We start from the raw sequence: 15547 nt of genomic DNA, 5'->3' as shown, positions 1-15547 counted from the left end.
GGCCGGCGGTGCGTGCGGGTCACTCCCCGTCGGGCTCCGCGGGCCGGGAGGCCTCCCACTCGTCGAGGGACACGACGTCCTTGAGAAACCCGCGCACCCCGAGGAACTGCGACAGATGCTCGCGGTGCTCCTCGCACGCGAGCCACGTCTTGCGGCGCTCGGGCGTGTGCAGTTTCGGGTTGTTCCACGCGAGCACCCACACGGCGGCCGCACGACAGGCCTTGGCCGAGCAGACGGGGGAGGCGGGACCGGAACCGGGGGCGTTCGACATCACCCTGCCGACCCTAGCCGAGGCCTCACGGCACCTGCGCCGCACGGTGGGCGGGACCGTTCGCGGGCGGGGCTCCGAGTGCGCACAAAGGCGACGCCGAGCAGCCACGGGGGGAGCTGCCCGGCGTCGGTCCGTCGCTCCGACGGGGGATGCGGAGCGCGTACGAAGTATGTCACGGGTAGCCCGCCGCCCGGCACCGGAACAACATGATTGATCTGAGCTTTTCTTGAGCTTGCCCGCGCGGCGGCATTCCGTTTTCGACGCTTCCGAAGGCGTCCGTCCGAAGCCGAACCGGCCCTGTCCCGGGGCGAGTTCGCGTTCCCGCCGACTTCTGTCCGGCCTCAGCCCGGGTCGCGCGGTTCGGCCCCGGGACGCGTCCCGGCACCGCTCGCGGCGTCGTCCGTGAACGGCTCCCGCGAGCCGTCCGGCACGGGTCCCGTGATCATCGGACGCAGCGGAGCCGTGACGAAGGTCGAGGGGAGCGAGGGCGCGTTCTCCCGCCCGGCGTTGGCGATGACCACCGCGACGTACGGGAGGAGGATCCCGAGGACCAGAGCGACCAGGGCGACGGGCCGTTCGACGTTCCACAGGGAGGCCGCCAGGATCACCGACACCGTGCGGACGGACATCGAGATGACATAGCGGCGCTGCCGGCCGCGCACATCGTCGTCCAGGCTCTGTCTGGCTCCGGTGATCCGGAAGACCTGGACGTTGCTCTGCTTCCTGATCACACTCCACCACCCGCCTGTGTCGGACACTCCCGGCCCGTACCCGGCACGGACCCGTCGAGGAAGCGGGCCCGGACGGCTTCCACGTTACGCCGCGTCTGCGTCGGCTTCGAGACCGGGGGCACGCCTCGTACGGGGGGACCGGATGCGCCGTAGCGCGTACGGCCGCGCCCGACATGCGCCGTATGGCGCACAGCCGGACACTGGCCGTACGGCTCACCCGGAGCGGTACGAGGAGGCGGACATGGGCTGGCTATGGGCGATCATCGTCGGATTCGTGCTGGGCCTGATCGCCAAGTTGATCATCCCGGGGAAGCAGCACAGCCCGCTCTGGCTGACCACCATCTTCGGCATGCTCGGCGCCATCGTGGGCAACGCCCTCGCGCGCGCCTTCGGGGTCGCGGCGACCTCCGGCATCGACTGGACCCGCCACCTGTTCCAGCTGATCGCCGCCATCGTCATCGTGGCGCTGGGCGACATGGCGTACATGGCCCTGTGGGGAAACAAGAAGGCCGAGCAGCGGGCCTGACCCCGCCCGGACGCACGAAGGGCGCGGGCCGCCTCCCGATCCGGGAGGCGGCCCGCGCCCTCGCTGTCGTCGGACCGCTCAGCCGCCCGTGACCTCGACCGCGGCCAGGCTCTTCTTGCCCCGGCGCAGCACGAGCCAGCGCCCGTGCAGCAGGTCCTCAGCGGCCGGCACCGCGTCCTCGGCGGCGACCTTCACGTTGTTCACGTACGCGCCGCCCTCCTTGACCGTGCGGCGGCCGGCGGACTTGCTGGCCACCAGACCGACCTCGGCGAACAGGTCCACGACCAGGCCCGCCTCGGCGACCCGGATGTGCGGCACCTCGGACAGGGCCGCGGCCAGCGTCCGCTCGTCCAGGTCGGTCAGCTCGCCCTGCCCGAACAGGGCCTTGGACGCGGCGATGACGGCGGCCGTCTGGTCGGCGCCGTGCACCAGCGTCGTCAGCTCCTCGGCCAGCGCGCGCTGCGCCGCACGGGCCTGCGGACGCTCCTCCGTCTGCTTCTCCAACTCCTCCAGCTCCTCCGGGGACCGGAAGGACAGGATGCGCATGTACGTCGAGACGTCCCGGTCGTCCACGTTCAGCCAGAACTGGTAGAACGCGTACGGCGTCGTCATCTCCGGGTCGAGCCAGACGGCGCCGCCCTCGGTCTTGCCGAACTTGGTGCCGTCCGCCTTGACCATCAGCGGCGTCGCCAGCGCGTGCACCTGGGCCCCGGGCTCCAGGCGGTGGATCAGATCCAGGCCCGCCGTGAGGTTGCCCCACTGGTCGCTGCCGCCCTGCTGGAGGGTGCAGCCGTGGCGTCGGTACAGCTCAAGGAAGTCCATGCCCTGGAGGAGCTGGTAGCTGAACTCCGTGTAGCTGATGCCGTCCTCGGACTCCAGGCGCCGGGCGACGGAGTCCTTGGTGAGCATCTTGTTCACGCGGAAGTGCTTGCCGATGTCCCGCAGGAACTCGATCGCCGACAGCCCGGCCGTCCAGTCGAGGTTGTTCACCATGACCGCGGCGTTCTCGCCCTCGAAGGACAGGAACGGCTCGATCTGCGAACGCAGGCGCGTCACCCAGTTCGCGACCGTCTCCGGGTCGTTCAGCGTGCGCTCGGCCGTCGGGCGCGGGTCACCGATCTGGCCCGTCGCCCCGCCCACCAGGGCGAGCGGCCGCAGCCCGGCCAGCTGGAGCCGGCGCATCGTGAGCACCTGCACCAGGTGACCGACGTGCAGGCTCGGCGCGGTCGGGTCGAAGCCGCAATAGAACGTGACGGGACCGTCCGCGAGCGCCTTGCGCAAAGCATCTTCGTCGGTGGACAGGGAGAACAGGCCCCGCCACTTCAGCTCGTCGACGATGTCCGTCACGGTTCTCGTATCTCCTCGGGTGGTCTCGTGAATCAGGTACGAGGTTATACGCCCTGGCTGACAGAACTCATATTGAAATCCGGCACCCGCAGCGCGGGCATCGCGGCCCGGGTGAACCAGTCGCTCCATTCCCGGGGCAGCGTCTTCTCCGTACGCCCCGCCTCCGTGGCCCGTCCCAGCAGGCCCACCGGCGACTCGTTGAACCGGAAGTTGTTCACCTCGCCGACGACCTCGCCGTCCTCGACGAGGTAGACGCCGTCCCGGGTGAGCCCCGTCAGCAGCAGGGTCGCCGGGTCGACCTCGCGGATGTACCACAGGCAGGTCAGCAGCAGACCGCGCCGCGTGGAGGCGACCATGTCCTCCAGGGAGCGGTCCTCCCCGCCGTCCAGGACGAGGTTCCCGATCGAGGGAGTCACCGGCAGCCCGGTCAGACCGGCGCTGTGCCGGGTGGTGGACAGATGCCGCAGCTCGCCCTCCCGGATCCAGTCGGTGGCCTTCAGCGGCAGACCGTTGTCGAACACGGAGGCGTCGTCGCCCGAGGAGTGGGCCAGGACGAACGGAGCGCACTCCAGACCCGGCTCGTTCGGGTCGCTGCGCAGCGTCAGCGGCAGCTCGCTGAGCCGCTCGCCGATCCGGGTGCCGCCCCCGGGCTTGCTGAAGACCGTCCGGCCCTCGGCCGCGTCCCGGGCCGCGGCCGACCACATCTGGTAGATCAGCAGGTCCGCGACCGCGGTCGGCGGCAGCAGCGTCTCGTACCGTCCGGCGGGCAGCTCGACGCGCTTTCGCGCCCAGCCGAGCCGTACCGCCAGCTCCGCGTCCATCGCGGCCGGGTCGACGTCCTTGAAGTCCCGCGTCGAGCGCCCCGCCCACGCCGAACGCGTACGGTCCGGGGACTTGGCGTTGACCTCCAGCGTGCCGTTCGGCTGGTCGTGCCGCAGCCGCAGCCCGGTCGACGTCCCCAGGTAGCTGGAGACGAGCTCGTGGTTGGCGAAGCCGTACAGCTCACGGCCGCCCGCACGCGCGCGGGCGAACGACTCGCCGAGCGCCGGCGCGAAGTCGGCGAAGACGGCGGAGGAGGTCTCGGTGGGCGCGTCCGTGAAGTCGGGGGACTGCGGTACGCCCGTCACCAGCGGCCGGCCGTCCTCGGCGGGACCCGCGCCCCGCGCCGCGGCCTCCGCCGCGCGCACCAGCGGCTCCAGCTCGTCGGCGGTCACCGCCGAGCGCGAGACCACACCGGAGGAGGTGCCCTCGCGGCCGTCGACGGTGGCGATCACGGTCAGGGTGCGCCCGCGCGTGACCCCGTTCGTGGTGAGCGCGTTGCCCGCCCAGCGCAGGTTCGCGGTGGACCGCTCGTCGGCGATCACCACACAGCCGTCGGCCGTGGACAGTTCGAGGGCGCGCTCGACGACCTCGTGCGGCTTGCTCGTACGGGCGCTCATCGACCGGCCTCCGACGTGGTGTTGAGGATGTTGACACCCTTGAAGAGGGCGGAAGGGCAGCCGTGCGACACCGCGGCGACCTGGCCCGGCTGGGCCTTGCCGCAGTTGAAGGCACCGCCGAGGACGTACGTCTGCGGGCCGCCCACGGCGGCCATCGAACCCCAGAAGTCGGTGGTCGTCGCCTGGTAGGCCACATCACGCAGCTGGCCCGCGAGCCGTCCGTTCTCGATCCTGAAGAAGCGCTGGCCGGTGAACTGGAAGTTGTAGCGCTGCATGTCGATGGACCAGGACCGGTCGCCGACGACGTAGATGCCGCGGTCGACACCCCCGATCAGGTCCTCCGTGGACAACCCGCCGGGATCGGGCTTCAGCGAGACGTTGGCCATCCGCTGCACCGGCACGTGCCCGGGGGAGTCGGCGTACGCGCAGCCGTTGGAGCGCTCGAAGCCGGTCAGGCTCGCGATCCGCCGGTCCAGCTGGTAGCCGACGAGCGTGCCCTCCTTGACCAGGTCCCAGGACTGGCCCTCGACGCCCTCGTCGTCGTACCCGACGGTCGCGAGGCCGTGCTCGGCGGTACGGTCACCGGTCACGTTCATCAGGTCGGAGCCGTACCTGAGCTTGCCGAGCTGGTCGAAGGTGGCGAAGGAGGTCCCCGCGTACGCGGCCTCGTAGCCGAGCGCGCGGTCCAGCTCGGTGGCGTGCCCGATGGACTCGTGGATGGTCAGCCACAGGTTGGACGGGTCGACGACGAGGTCGTACACCCCCGCCTCCACGCTCGGCGCCCGCATCTTCTCCGCGAGCAGCCCGGGGATCCGCTCCAGCTCCGCGTCCCAGTCCCAGCCGGTGCCCAGCAGGTACTCCCAGCCGCGCCCGGCCGGCGGCGCGATCGTCCGCATCGAGTCGAACTCGCCGCTGGACTCGTCGACGGCCACCGCGGTCAGCTGCGGGTGCAGCCGCACCCGCTGCTGCGTGGTCACGGTCCCGGCCGTGTCCGCGTAGAACTTGTTCTCGTGCACGGTCAGCAGGGACGCGTCGACGTGGTTGACGCCGTCGGCCGCCAGCAGCCGCGCGCTCCAGTCGGCGAGCAGCCCCGCCTTGTCCTCGTCCGGCACGGAGAACGGATCGATCTCGTACGAGGAGACCCACGTCTTCTCGGCGTGCACCGGCTCCCGGGCCAGTTCCACCCGCTCGTCCGACCCCGCCGCCTTGATGACCTGGGCCGACAGCTTGGCCATCGCCACGGCCTGCGAGGCCACCTTCGCGGCCGCGTCCATCGTCAGGTCGACCCCCGAGGCGAACCCCCAGGTCCCGCCGTGCACGACCCGTACCGCGTACCCCAGGTCCGTGGTGTCCGACGATCCGGCCGGTTTGGCGTCGCGCAGCCGCCAGGACGCGCTGCGCACCCGCTCGAACCTGAAGTCCGCGTGGTCGGCGCCCAGCGCCCGCGCCCGCGCGAGCGCGGCGTCGGCGAGTGCGCGCAGCGGTAGCGCCGTGAAGGCTTCGTCGATGGAATGAGGCACCGAGGTCTCCCTGCTGTCGTGGCCCGTCGGGTCCGATCATGTCGCGCGGGCGGGCCCGGCGGCCACGCCTTTGCCGTCAACGGGCGCGTCTTCCGGCCTCCGCGCGTCCGCCTTCCGGCCGAACACCCTCGGCTTTCTGTAGGGACCCGACAGCAGTCACCCGAACCCACTGTCGGTGCCCGATTCCCTGGGAGGCCGGGCGGACCGATAGGTTTTCGAGGAAGGCGCCTGTATTGCAGGGGTTTCCGTCCGCTAACGAAAGGGTGATCCGTTGAGCCGCTCGGTTCTCGTCACCGGAGGCAACCGGGGCATCGGCCTCGCCATCGCCCGCGCATTCGCCGACGCAGGCGACAAGGTCGCCATCACGTACCGGTCCGGCGAGCCGCCGGCCGGCTTCCTGGCGGTCAAGTGCGACATCACCGACAGCGAGCAGGTGGAGCAGGCCTACAAGGAGATCGAGGCCGAGCACGGCCCGGTCGAGGTCCTGATCGCCAACGCCGGCGTCACCAAGGACCAGCTCCTGATGCGCATGTCCGAGGAAGACTTCACCTCGGTCATCGACACGAACCTCACGGGCACCTTCCGCGTGGTCAAGCGGGCCAACCGCGGCATGCTGCGCGCCAAGAAGGGCCGCGTGGTCCTCATCTCCTCCGTGGTCGGCCTGCTCGGCTCCGCGGGGCAGGCGAACTACGCCGCGTCCAAGGCCGCCCTTGTCGGCTTCGCACGTTCCCTCGCCCGCGAGCTCGGCTCGCGCAACCTCACCTTCAACGTCGTCGCGCCCGGCTTCGTGGACACCGACATGACGCAGGCGCTCACCGAGGAGCAGCGCGCCAACATCGTGTCCCAGGTGCCCCTGGGCCGTTACGCGCAGCCCGAGGAGATCGCCGCGACGGTGCGGTTCCTCGCCTCGGACGACGCCTCGTACATCACTGGAGCCGTCATCCCGGTTGACGGCGGACTGGGAATGGGTCACTGATCACCATGAGCGGAATTCTCGAGGGCAAGCGCGTCCTGATCACCGGTGTGCTGATGGAGTCCTCCATCGCCTTCCACACCGCCAAGCTGGCCCAGGAGCAGGGTGCCGAGATCATCCTGACCGCGTTCCCGCGGCCCACGCTGACCGAGCGCATCGCCAGGAAGCTGCCGAAGCCCACCAAGGTCATCGAGCTCGACGTCACCAACGAGGAGCACCTCGGGCGCCTGGCCGACGTCGTCGGCGAGGAGCTGGGCGGCCTGGACGGCGTCGTGCACTCCATCGGCTTCGCCCCGCAGGACGCCCTCGGCGGCAACTTCCTGAACACGCCGTTCGAGTCGGTCGCCACGGCCATGCACGTCTCGGCGTTCTCCCTGAAGTCGCTGACGATGGCCTGCCTGCCGCTGATGCAGAACGGCGGCTCCGTCGTCGGTCTCACCTTCGACGCGCAGTACGCGTGGCCGCAGTACGACTGGATGGGCCCGGCCAAGGCCGCCCTGGAGGCCACCAGCCGCTACATGGCCCGCGACCTGGGCAAGCAGAACATCCGCTGCAACCTCATCTCCGCCGGCCCCATCGGCTCCATGGCCGCCAAGTCCATCCCGGGCTTCGGCGAGCTGGCCTCCGTGTGGGACACCCGCGCCCCGCTGGAGTGGGACCTGAAGGACCCGGAGCCGGCCGGCAAGGGCGTCGTCGCCCTCCTGAGCGACTGGTTCCCGAAGACCACGGGCGAGATCATCCACGTGGACGGCGGTCTGCACGCCATCGGCGCGTAAACGCTTACGCCCGGTTCCGGCGCCCCGTTTCCCGCAGTACGCGGGGAGCGGGGCGTCGCCCGTTCGGCCCAATCGGCCGGGCGGCCCGCACCCCCTGACCGGCACCCTGGGAGAACGCACCGCCCGCCCCGCAGCCTTACGGCCGAGGAGGTCCCCTTGTGCGCCTGTCCCGCCGCTTTGCTCCGGTGTTCGCCGCCGTCGCCCTGCTGACGGCCGTTCCGTACGACGCGATGTCCCACCCGCGCGCGGAGCGTGCGGACGCGGGGCCCAGGCCGGCCGCGGGCAGCCGGGCGGCGGGCCGCCCCGACGTTCCCCGGCCGTTCGGCGCCGACTGCCGGACCACCGTCACCGGCTCCCACGTCGTCGTGTACTGCCACAACCCCTATGTGGGCACCGACCGCGTCGCTCTGCACGTCGAGTGCGCCCGCTGGTGGGACATCGACAGCGACAGCGACCCGGTCGACGTCGGGCCCGCCATGACGGTCCGGCTGACCGGCCGCTGCTGGAAGGAGGTCAAGAGGGCCTGGGTCACCCACGAGGACTGACGTCCGGCGTCCCGCTCCTACCCCCGGCCCGCCGCCGGTCCTGGACGGCACTGGAAGGGATACGAGGCGGCCTCCGCCGCCGCGGCGTCCGCGTCGCCCGCCCTGATCGCGTCGACGAGCAGCGTGTGGTCCATGTACGACTCCGGCGTCAGCTCCTTGCCGACGTCCACGCGCAGCCAGTCCCGCAGCACCTCGCCCAGGTCCGCGTACATCGCCTGCATGACGTCGTTGCGGGACGCGGCCACCACCGCCAGGTGGAAGGTCGCGTCGGCGGCCACGAAGGCCTCCGCGTCACCCGACTCCCAGGCCTCCTCCCGGCGTACGAGGAGCGCCTCCAGCTGCTTGAGATCGCGCTCGGTGCGCCGCTCGGCGGCCAGCCTCGCCGCGCTCGACTCCAGCGTGGAGCGCAGTTCGGCGATGTGCCGCGGGTCGGCGTCCGCGAACCGGCGCTGCATCACACCCGCCAGCTCGCTCGTCGCCACGACGTACGTCCCCGACCCCTGCCGGATGTCCAGCAGCCCGTTGTGGGCGAGCGCCCGGACGGCCTCGCGCACGGTGTTGCGGGCCACCCCGAGCTGGTCGACGAGCTCCGGCTCGGTCGGGATACGGGAGCCGACGGGCCACTCGCCCGAGGTGATCTGGTTCCGCAGCTCGGCGATGACCTGCTCGGACAGGGCCGAACGGCGGGGATGGCTCAGCGGCATGACGGTCCTTCGTACGGGCCCGGGTGCTGTGATCGTTCGCGCGGGGCCGGAGGCTCCGGAGGTTAACGCAGCGAGATTGGACACCCAATCATCCCATGATTCTATGATGGGCCTCATGGCCCCCCAGGAAACCCGCACGCCGACGCCTTCCCCGCCGATACCGTCCCCGCCGATACGCACCGGGAGCACGGCACCCGAGCCGCCCGCCCCGCGCGCGTGGCCGGCCCGGCTCGTGGTCGCCGGCATCGTCCTGGCGGCCCTCAACCTGCGCCCGGCCATCACCAGCCTCGGCGCCCTCCTCGAAGAGGTCCGCGACGGCCTCGGCATGAGCGGCAGCGTCGCCGGACTGCTCACCTCGGTGCCGCCCCTGTGCTTCGCCGTCTTCGGCGTGACGGCACCGCGGCTGGCCCGCCGCTTCGGACCCGCCGCCGTCGTCTGCGCGGGCATGGTCGCCATCACGGCGGGCCTGGCGATACGCCCGTACATCGGGGGCACGGCCGGATTCCTGGCGGCCAGCGCACTCGCCCTCATGGGCATCGCCGTCAGCAACGTCCTGATGCCGGTCATCGTCAAGCGCTGGTTCCCCGACCGCGTCGGCTCCATGACCGGCCTCTACTCGATGGCCCTGGCCCTCGGCACGTCGGTCGCCGCCGCGGCGACCGTCCCCATGACCGACGCCCTCGGCGGAGACTGGCACGCCGGCCTCGTGGTGTGGGCGGGACTCGCGGCGGCCGCCGTCGTCCCGTGGATCCTGCTGGTACGAGCGCGGGGCACCGGCGACCGCGAAGGTCCCGCGTCCGGTACGGCGGGAACCCGGGACCGCGAGCCCACCGCCAAGGCGGAACCCGCGCCTTCGTCGCCCCCCGCGGCCGGCACCCCGCAGCCGACCCCCACCCCCGTCGCCCCCTCCGTCAGCGCCCACGAGCCTGACGAGGGAGCCCTGCGCATCACCCGCAGCCGTACCGCCTGGGCCCTCGCCGTCTTCTTCGGCCTCCAGGCCACCGCCGCCTACATCACCATGGGCTGGATGGCCCAGATCTTCCGTGATGCGGGCGTCGCCGCGGGCACCGCGGGACTGCTCCTCGCCGTCACGATGGTGATGGGCGTGCCGCTTGCCTTCGTCATCCCGCGTCTCGCCACCCGCCTGCCCCGGCAGGGGCCCATCGTCGTCGTCCTGGGCCTCTGCGGGCTCGCCGGATACACGGGCCTCTACCTGGCCCCGGCGGCCGGTGCCTGGGCCTGGGCGCTGCTGCTCGGCATCTCCAACTGCGCCTTCCCGCTGGCCCTGACCATGGTCGGCATGCGCGCCCGCACCGGCGCCGGCGTCGCCAAGCTGTCCGCGTTCGCCCAGAGCGCCGGGTACCTGATCTCGATCCCGGGTCCGCTGCTCGTGGGCGTGCTCTACCAGCACAGCGGAGGCTGGGGCCTGCCGCTGGCGCTGATGGCCGGGCTCATGGTCCCGCAGATCGGGGTGGGCATCCTGGCGGGCCGCGACCGCACGGTGGAGGACGAGGCCACCGCGTGACGCCTGCCCCGGGCCCCGCCCCGGGCCCCGCCCCGGAACACGCACCCCTGCCTCTCTCCCGGGCGCCCGCCGGTCTCCCGGGCCCCCGCCCGTCTCCCGGCCCCCACCCCTCTCCTGGGCCCCCCGCCCCCACCCCTCTCCCGCCACCCCACCCCCACCCCACGAACCCGAACCCGGACCCGGACCCCGGCGGTGGCACACCGGACGAAGGGTGCGAGACTGCCCTCATGCCTGTGCTCGACCCGAACCCCCAGAACGGCCAGAAGAAGCTGCTGATCGTGCTCGGCGCGATGCTGGCCATCACCGTGATCATCGGGATCATCGCGTCCATCGCGTCCCCGTGACCGGCGGCGCCCCGCACCCTCCGTCCGCGCCGTAGGCCGGCCCCCGGACCCGGAGGTGGGGTTAACCCCCCATCCCCTAGGGGGTGAGTGTCAGGGTCAAGTGGGTGGATCACCGGATGGGCCGGAGACGCCGGATTCCGTAGCTTCGTAACGTGACCGCGAACCGCGGTCCGGGGACCACTCGAAGACTCACGGAGGCGGCATGTCGGCCCCTACGCACACCCGGCTCCACCCGGCGACCACGGGCCGCGTCGACATCCGGCTCCGCTGGTGGGCCCTCGCCCTTCCCACGCTCGCCTTCATCACCCTGCTGCTGATGATCCTCAACCCGGTGGACGCGCACGCCGCGACCGGCGACCCGACGATCGCCCACCTGTTCGAGCGCGTCCGGCAGGCAGTCATGCACAACACCCCGTGAGCCGAGGTCCCCGGCCCCTCGCCGTACACCCGGGAGCCCGGCCCCACGCCGTCCACGGCGGACCGCATCACCCCTGACGGGGCGGTGCGTCACCCGCGCCGGGGGACCGCATCAACTCCCTGCGCCCCATGGCATGTTTCGTGCGAAGCTGGGACGCATGAGCGTCGCAGAACCCCGCAGGATCGTCCTCTTCCGGCATGCGAAAGCCGACTGGCCGCAGGTGTCCGACCATGAGCGGCCGCTCGCCGACCGGGGCCGCATGGACGCCGCCGTCGCCGGACGCAGGCTGGCCGACAGCGGCATCCCCCTGGACCTGGCCCTCTGCTCCACCGCGATCCGGACCCGAGAGACGTGGAAGCACGCCGTCCAGGAGCTCCCGCACCGGCCGAAGACGGTCTACGAGGAGAGGATCTACGAAGCCTCGCCCGGCGAGCTGATCGCCGTCCTCAACGAGACTCCGGACGACGCGCACAACGTGATCCTGATCGGTCACAACCCAGGTGTGCACGGACTGACCGACGTGCTCGCGGGCCGGTCCGAGGGCGACACCCGCGCCCGCATGACCGCCCACGGTTTCCACACCGCCGCCTTCGCGGTGCTGTCCTTCGACGGATCCTGGAAGTCCCTGGAGCCCGGGACGGCCGACCTGACGGAGTACTGGGCACCGACGGAGTGACCCCCGACGACGGACGGGGACCTGCGCACCACCACGGTGCGGGCCCCCGTCCGTCGGCCGGAACGCTTCCTCAGCCGGCGGCCTCGTCCACGTGCATGTCGGCGGCCTCGACCTCTTCGCGGGTGACGCCCAGCAGATACAGGACCGTGTCGAGGAACGGGAAGTTCACCGCGGTGTGCGCGGCCTGCCGCACGACCGGCTTGGCGTTGAAGGCGACCCCGAGGCCGGCCGCGTTGAGCATGTCGAGGTCGTTGGCGCCGTCGCCGATCGCCACGGTCTGGACCAGCGGGACCCCGGCCTCGGCGGCGAACCGGCGCAGCAGCCGCGCCTTGCCCGCCCGGTCCACGATCTCGCCGGTCACCCGGCCGGTCAGCTTCCCGTCGACGATCTCCAGCGTGTTGGCCTGGGCGAAGTCGAGCCCGAGCCGCTCCTTCAGATCGTCGGTGACCTGGGTGAACCCGCCGGAGACGACACCGACTTGGAAGCCGAGCCGCTTCAGCGTACGGATCAGGGTCCGCGCGCCCGGCGTCAGCCGCACCTCCTCGCGCACCTTCTGCACCACCGAGGCGTCCAGCCCTTCGAGGAGGGCCACGCGCGCGTGCAGGGACTGCTCGAAGTCCAGCTCACCGCGCATCGCGGCCGCCGTGACCTCCGCGACCTCGGCCTCGCACCCGGCGTGCGCGGCGAAGAGCTCGATCACCTCGTCCTGGATCAGCGTGGAGTCCACGTCCATCACGACCAGACGCTGGGCCCGCCGGTGCAGGCCCGCGGCCACGACCGCGATGTCGACACCGAGTGCCGAGGCCTCGGTCACCAGCGCGGTGCGCAGCTCCTCGGTCTCCGTACCGGACACCGCGAACTCGACCGCAGTCACCGGGTACTTGGCGAGCCGGAAGATACGGTCGATGTTGCCGCCGGTCTTGGTGATCCGCGCGGCGATGGCGGCCGTCGACTCCGCGGTGAGCGGGTGCCCGAGCACCGTCACCAGCGAACGGCCCAGGCCACGCGGGCGGTTGTCGCCGTGGCCGGAGATGATCTCCGCCTGCATCTTCATCGACTCCGCCCAGCTGTGGACGGTCGACCGGAGATCGCCTTCGAGGCCTGCGGGCGGCTCGGTCACGAGCGCGCACAGCACGATCCGGCCCCGGGTGACGACCTGCTCGATGTCGACCACGTCGACGGAGAAGGCGGCGAGGGTGTCGAAGAGTCCGGCGGTGATGCCCGGCCGGTCCTTGCCGAAGATCTTGACAAGAAGAGTGGGCACATCAGGGGTATGTGAAGCGCTCATGGTATTTCCCACCGTATCCGGCACCCAGTGCCTCCCGCCCGCCCGGTCCGCCTAGCGGACACGGAACACTGGGTGACACCCCGGAGGCCCCAGGATGACAAGTCTCCCCCTACCCGAGACAACGCCCCTCGCCCCGGCCCCCGCAGCCGCCCCACAACCTCCCTTCGCCCCCTCCGCCCCTACCCAACCCGTACCCGGGGCTCCGCCCCAGCCCCCGCTCCTCAAACGCCGGAGGGGCTGAAACCTTCGCCGGCCGGGGCTGGAAATCTCACCCGCAGCCGGGATGGGACGCGAGGGGTTGAAACTTTCACCGGCCGGAGCCGAAATGTGGACGGACCCGCAGCCGGAATGGGACGCGAGGGGCCGTGCCGGTACATCGATGCCCGTCGCCACCGACGGTCACTCCTCATCCAACGGCGACGGGCTGATGCACCGGCACGGCCCCGACCCCCCACCGGACGGGAACCGCTCGCCCCTCAGCGCCGAGGACGCCGAGGACCAGAGGGCCCCTCCCCGGGCGACGGCGGAACCGGCGGCGGGGGAGGAGGCAGCGGCGGCGGCCCGTCCGGCCTCCGCTTCGGCAGAGGCTTCGGCGTCGGAGACGGCCCGATCGGCCCCACCATGGTCGGCGCCCCGTACACATCCCCGGGTGCCCGATCCTCCGGCTCCCGCACCTCGTCCGGCACCCTCAGATACGGATTGGTGTCAGGATTCGGCGCTCGGTAGGACCCCCCAGGCACGTACGGCCCAGCCATGCCACCGCCCCCCGAAACCACCCCGTCACCCGGTGCCACCCCGGCCACCCCACCACCCCCGGCAACCCCTACACCCCCAACCCCCACACCCCCCACTTCCACAACCCGCCACCCCGCCACCCCACACACCAACGCCAGCACAGCCCCCACACCCCCGGCCCCCGCCCCCCACAGCGCCCCCAGCACCAACGCCACCCCCAGACGCCCCCGCAACTCGACCCCCGCCCCGAACGCGTCGAACCCGAACACGGACAGCGAGGCGTCCACCGACACCTCCGTCAGCCAGGCCAGCAGCGGCAGCGCCAGCGCCGTCACGACCCCCAGCCGAACCGCGCAGCGCCCCGCGAACCGCAGAGCACCCCCACCCCGTACGAACGGCGTACGCACCGCCGTCAGAACGCCCGCGTACAGCATCATCAAAGCGACGGCGACGGCCAACAGCCATACCCGCCCGTCGAGTTCGGAGAGCCGCCCGAGCGTGACGGGCCGGGACGCGTCGGCGGTCAGCAGCTTGTCGAGGGGATCGGGCAACAGCTTCGCGAGCTCGCCGGTGGCCTTGCCGTCGAAGGGGACGAAGAGCCCGAGGGGGACACCGAGCCACACCCCGTTGGGCGCGCCGAGCAGCGCGGCACCCGCGATCCGCTTCGGATGCGCGTCCCCGATCGCGGCGTACGCGGCCGCCGCGAGCCCCGCGAGGACGGCGACGAGCAGGACGGCGACGAGCGAGGAGACGGCGGGCCGCACCGCACGGTGCACGGCGTCCCAGCCGGGCGGCAGCGGCGTACGCCGGGAGGCCAGCAGCGCGATCAGCAGCACCGCGGCGGCCCACGCGGCCCCGCCGAGCAGGGTCGGCGCGGTGTCGACCGAGAACCCCACGGCCGCCTTCGCCTTCACGAGGTCCCCGATCCTGCCGGGCAGCAGCCCGCCGAGGTCCCCGAGCCCGCCGGGCAGCTTGTCCGTGATGGAGCCGAGCCCGCCGCCACCGCCCGCGACCTTGCCGAGCCCCAGCTTGTCGCCGTCGATGGTGACGACGTCGTGCCCGGCCCAGGCCAGGCCGCCCATCATCGCGACGAACAGGGCGACCACCGAACCCGCCCGGGCGAGGAGTTCGGCCGGCCCGACGACAACTCCCGCCCCGCGCAGGGAGCGCAGGAAGAACCACGACAGCAGCAGGGCGCCGACCAGGCCGACACCCAGCGGCGTGATCTGGACGGCGGTGTGCGCCTGCGCCCCCTTCAGCCCGAACGCGGAGACGTTCCCGGACGGTGTCACCGCGCCGCCGGCCCCGAGAGCCACCATCGCCGCGGTCATGGGGCCGAGCGAGGCCGCCGCGTCCGCCCCGAGCAGATGCAGACCGAGCGCGGCGGTACCCGCCATCCCGATCAACGCCCAGCTCACCGAGGCGATCGCGGACAACAGCACGTCCCCCCAGGGCACGGTCCCGCCGTTCCCGCCGTGGTGCGTGGTCCCGTTGCTCATCGCCAGACCCCCCGATCAGCGCCGCGGTGATCCCGCGAATGTCCCCCTCGTGTGGGATTACCACTCTCCGGGCCGGTTTCAACCCCGTCAACGGATGCGGACAACCCGCCTGTTGTCCATCGTTCCCAAGGCCCGACTTTCGGTCAGGGGGCCTGAACTGAAATAGTTCCCCACGATGTTCGACATCCCTAGACTCCCTGTAGCGGGGGTAACTCGGGGGACAACTCAGT

Annotated in this window: 16 protein-coding genes; 8 read left to right on the top strand and 8 right to left on the bottom strand. The window is 71.9% G+C overall.

From position 1 onward, the window contains the following. Positions 1-19: 19 nt before the first annotated feature. A complete protein-coding gene (locus WJM95_RS06515; protein ID WP_339135390.1) occupies positions 20-271 on the bottom strand; it encodes a hypothetical protein in 252 nt (83 codons plus the stop codon). Between the two features lie 341 nt (positions 272-612). Then, positions 613-999, bottom strand: coding sequence for a DUF3099 domain-containing protein (locus WJM95_RS06510; RefSeq protein ID WP_339135388.1), 387 nt, complete (start codon positions 997-999; stop codon positions 613-615). Positions 1000-1243: 244 nt separating this feature from the next. Here WJM95_RS06510 and WJM95_RS06505 point away from each other — a divergent pair, with 244 nt between their 5' ends. Next, the gene (locus WJM95_RS06505; protein ID WP_339128534.1) at positions 1244-1528 is read left to right on the top strand and encodes a GlsB/YeaQ/YmgE family stress response membrane protein; all 285 of its coding nucleotides are present in this window, start codon (positions 1244-1246) and stop codon (positions 1526-1528) included. Positions 1529-1606: 78 nt separating this feature from the next. Here the strand turns inward: WJM95_RS06505 and tyrS are convergent, their stop codons facing one another. The 3 genes from tyrS to WJM95_RS06490 are packed head-to-tail and all read right to left on the bottom strand — an operon-like array spanning position 1607 to position 5834. Beyond that, entirely contained in the window at positions 1607-2875 is a 1269-nt protein-coding gene (tyrS, locus tag WJM95_RS06500; RefSeq protein WP_339128533.1) for a tyrosine--tRNA ligase, read from the bottom strand. A gap of 44 nt (positions 2876-2919) precedes the next feature. Beyond that, entirely contained in the window at positions 2920-4314 is a 1395-nt protein-coding gene (locus tag WJM95_RS06495) for a metallopeptidase TldD-related protein (protein WP_339128532.1), read from the bottom strand. Further along, positions 4311-5834 carry a TldD/PmbA family protein gene (locus tag WJM95_RS06490; protein WP_339128531.1) on the bottom strand — a complete coding sequence of 508 codons (1524 nt, stop codon included), beginning with the start codon at positions 5832-5834 and terminating at the stop codon, positions 4311-4313. The genes WJM95_RS06495 and WJM95_RS06490 overlap by 4 nt, the downstream gene beginning before the upstream one ends. Positions 5835-6105: 271 nt before the next feature. Between WJM95_RS06490 and fabG the strand changes: the two genes are divergently transcribed. From fabG to WJM95_RS06475, 3 genes are all read left to right on the top strand, one after another. After that, positions 6106-6810 (top strand): 3-oxoacyl-[acyl-carrier-protein] reductase, encoded by a 705-nt coding sequence (gene fabG, locus WJM95_RS06485; RefSeq protein ID WP_037623748.1) that lies wholly within the window; start codon positions 6106-6108, stop codon positions 6808-6810. Between the two features lie 5 nt (positions 6811-6815). Further along, complete coding sequence (gene fabI, locus WJM95_RS06480) at positions 6816-7583, top strand: enoyl-ACP reductase FabI (RefSeq protein WP_339128529.1); 768 nt, start codon at positions 6816-6818, stop codon at positions 7581-7583. 158 nt (positions 7584-7741) lie between these two features. After that, a complete protein-coding gene (locus WJM95_RS06475) occupies positions 7742-8128 on the top strand; it encodes a hypothetical protein (protein ID WP_339128528.1) in 387 nt (128 codons plus the stop codon). 17 nt (positions 8129-8145) lie between these two features. On the opposite strand, the gene WJM95_RS06470 is transcribed toward WJM95_RS06475, so the two are convergent. Beyond that, complete coding sequence (locus WJM95_RS06470; protein ID WP_339128527.1) at positions 8146-8832, bottom strand: FadR/GntR family transcriptional regulator; 687 nt, start codon at positions 8830-8832, stop codon at positions 8146-8148. A gap of 103 nt (positions 8833-8935) precedes the next feature. Here WJM95_RS06470 and WJM95_RS06465 point away from each other — a divergent pair, with 103 nt between their 5' ends. The 4 genes from WJM95_RS06465 (at position 8936) to WJM95_RS06450 (ending at position 11795) form a co-directional block, all read left to right on the top strand. After that, positions 8936-10357 carry a CynX/NimT family MFS transporter gene (locus tag WJM95_RS06465; protein ID WP_339128525.1) on the top strand — a complete coding sequence of 474 codons (1422 nt, stop codon included), beginning with the start codon at positions 8936-8938 and terminating at the stop codon, positions 10355-10357. 227 nt (positions 10358-10584) lie between these two features. Continuing rightward, on the top strand, positions 10585-10701 hold the full coding sequence (locus WJM95_RS06460; protein ID WP_107059069.1) for an SGM_5486 family transporter-associated protein: 117 nt from the start codon (positions 10585-10587) through the stop codon (positions 10699-10701). Between the two features lie 202 nt (positions 10702-10903). Next, positions 10904-11119, top strand: coding sequence for a hypothetical protein (locus tag WJM95_RS06455; protein ID WP_339128522.1), 216 nt, complete (start codon positions 10904-10906; stop codon positions 11117-11119). Between the two features lie 157 nt (positions 11120-11276). Next, a complete protein-coding gene (locus tag WJM95_RS06450) occupies positions 11277-11795 on the top strand; it encodes a histidine phosphatase family protein (protein ID WP_339128521.1) in 519 nt (172 codons plus the stop codon). Positions 11796-11865: 70 nt separating this feature from the next. On the opposite strand, the gene serB is transcribed toward WJM95_RS06450, so the two are convergent. Together serB and WJM95_RS06440 are read right to left on the bottom strand one after the other, a co-directional pair. Continuing rightward, the gene (gene serB / locus WJM95_RS06445) at positions 11866-13083 is read right to left on the bottom strand and encodes a phosphoserine phosphatase SerB (protein WP_339128519.1); all 1218 of its coding nucleotides are present in this window, start codon (positions 13081-13083) and stop codon (positions 11866-11868) included. Between the two features lie 476 nt (positions 13084-13559). Continuing rightward, positions 13560-15317: a streptophobe family protein gene (locus tag WJM95_RS06440; protein WP_339128517.1), complete on the bottom strand. Its 1758-nt coding sequence runs from the start codon at positions 15315-15317 to the stop codon at positions 13560-13562. Between the last annotated feature and the right edge of the window lie 230 nt (positions 15318-15547).

The sequence above is a fragment of the Streptomyces sp. f51 genome, assembly GCF_037940415.1.
Taxonomy (GTDB): domain Bacteria; phylum Actinomycetota; class Actinomycetes; order Streptomycetales; family Streptomycetaceae; genus Streptomyces.
The sequence above is the reverse complement of the archived record's forward strand: the minus strand, read 5'-3'. Positions and strand labels throughout refer to the sequence as shown.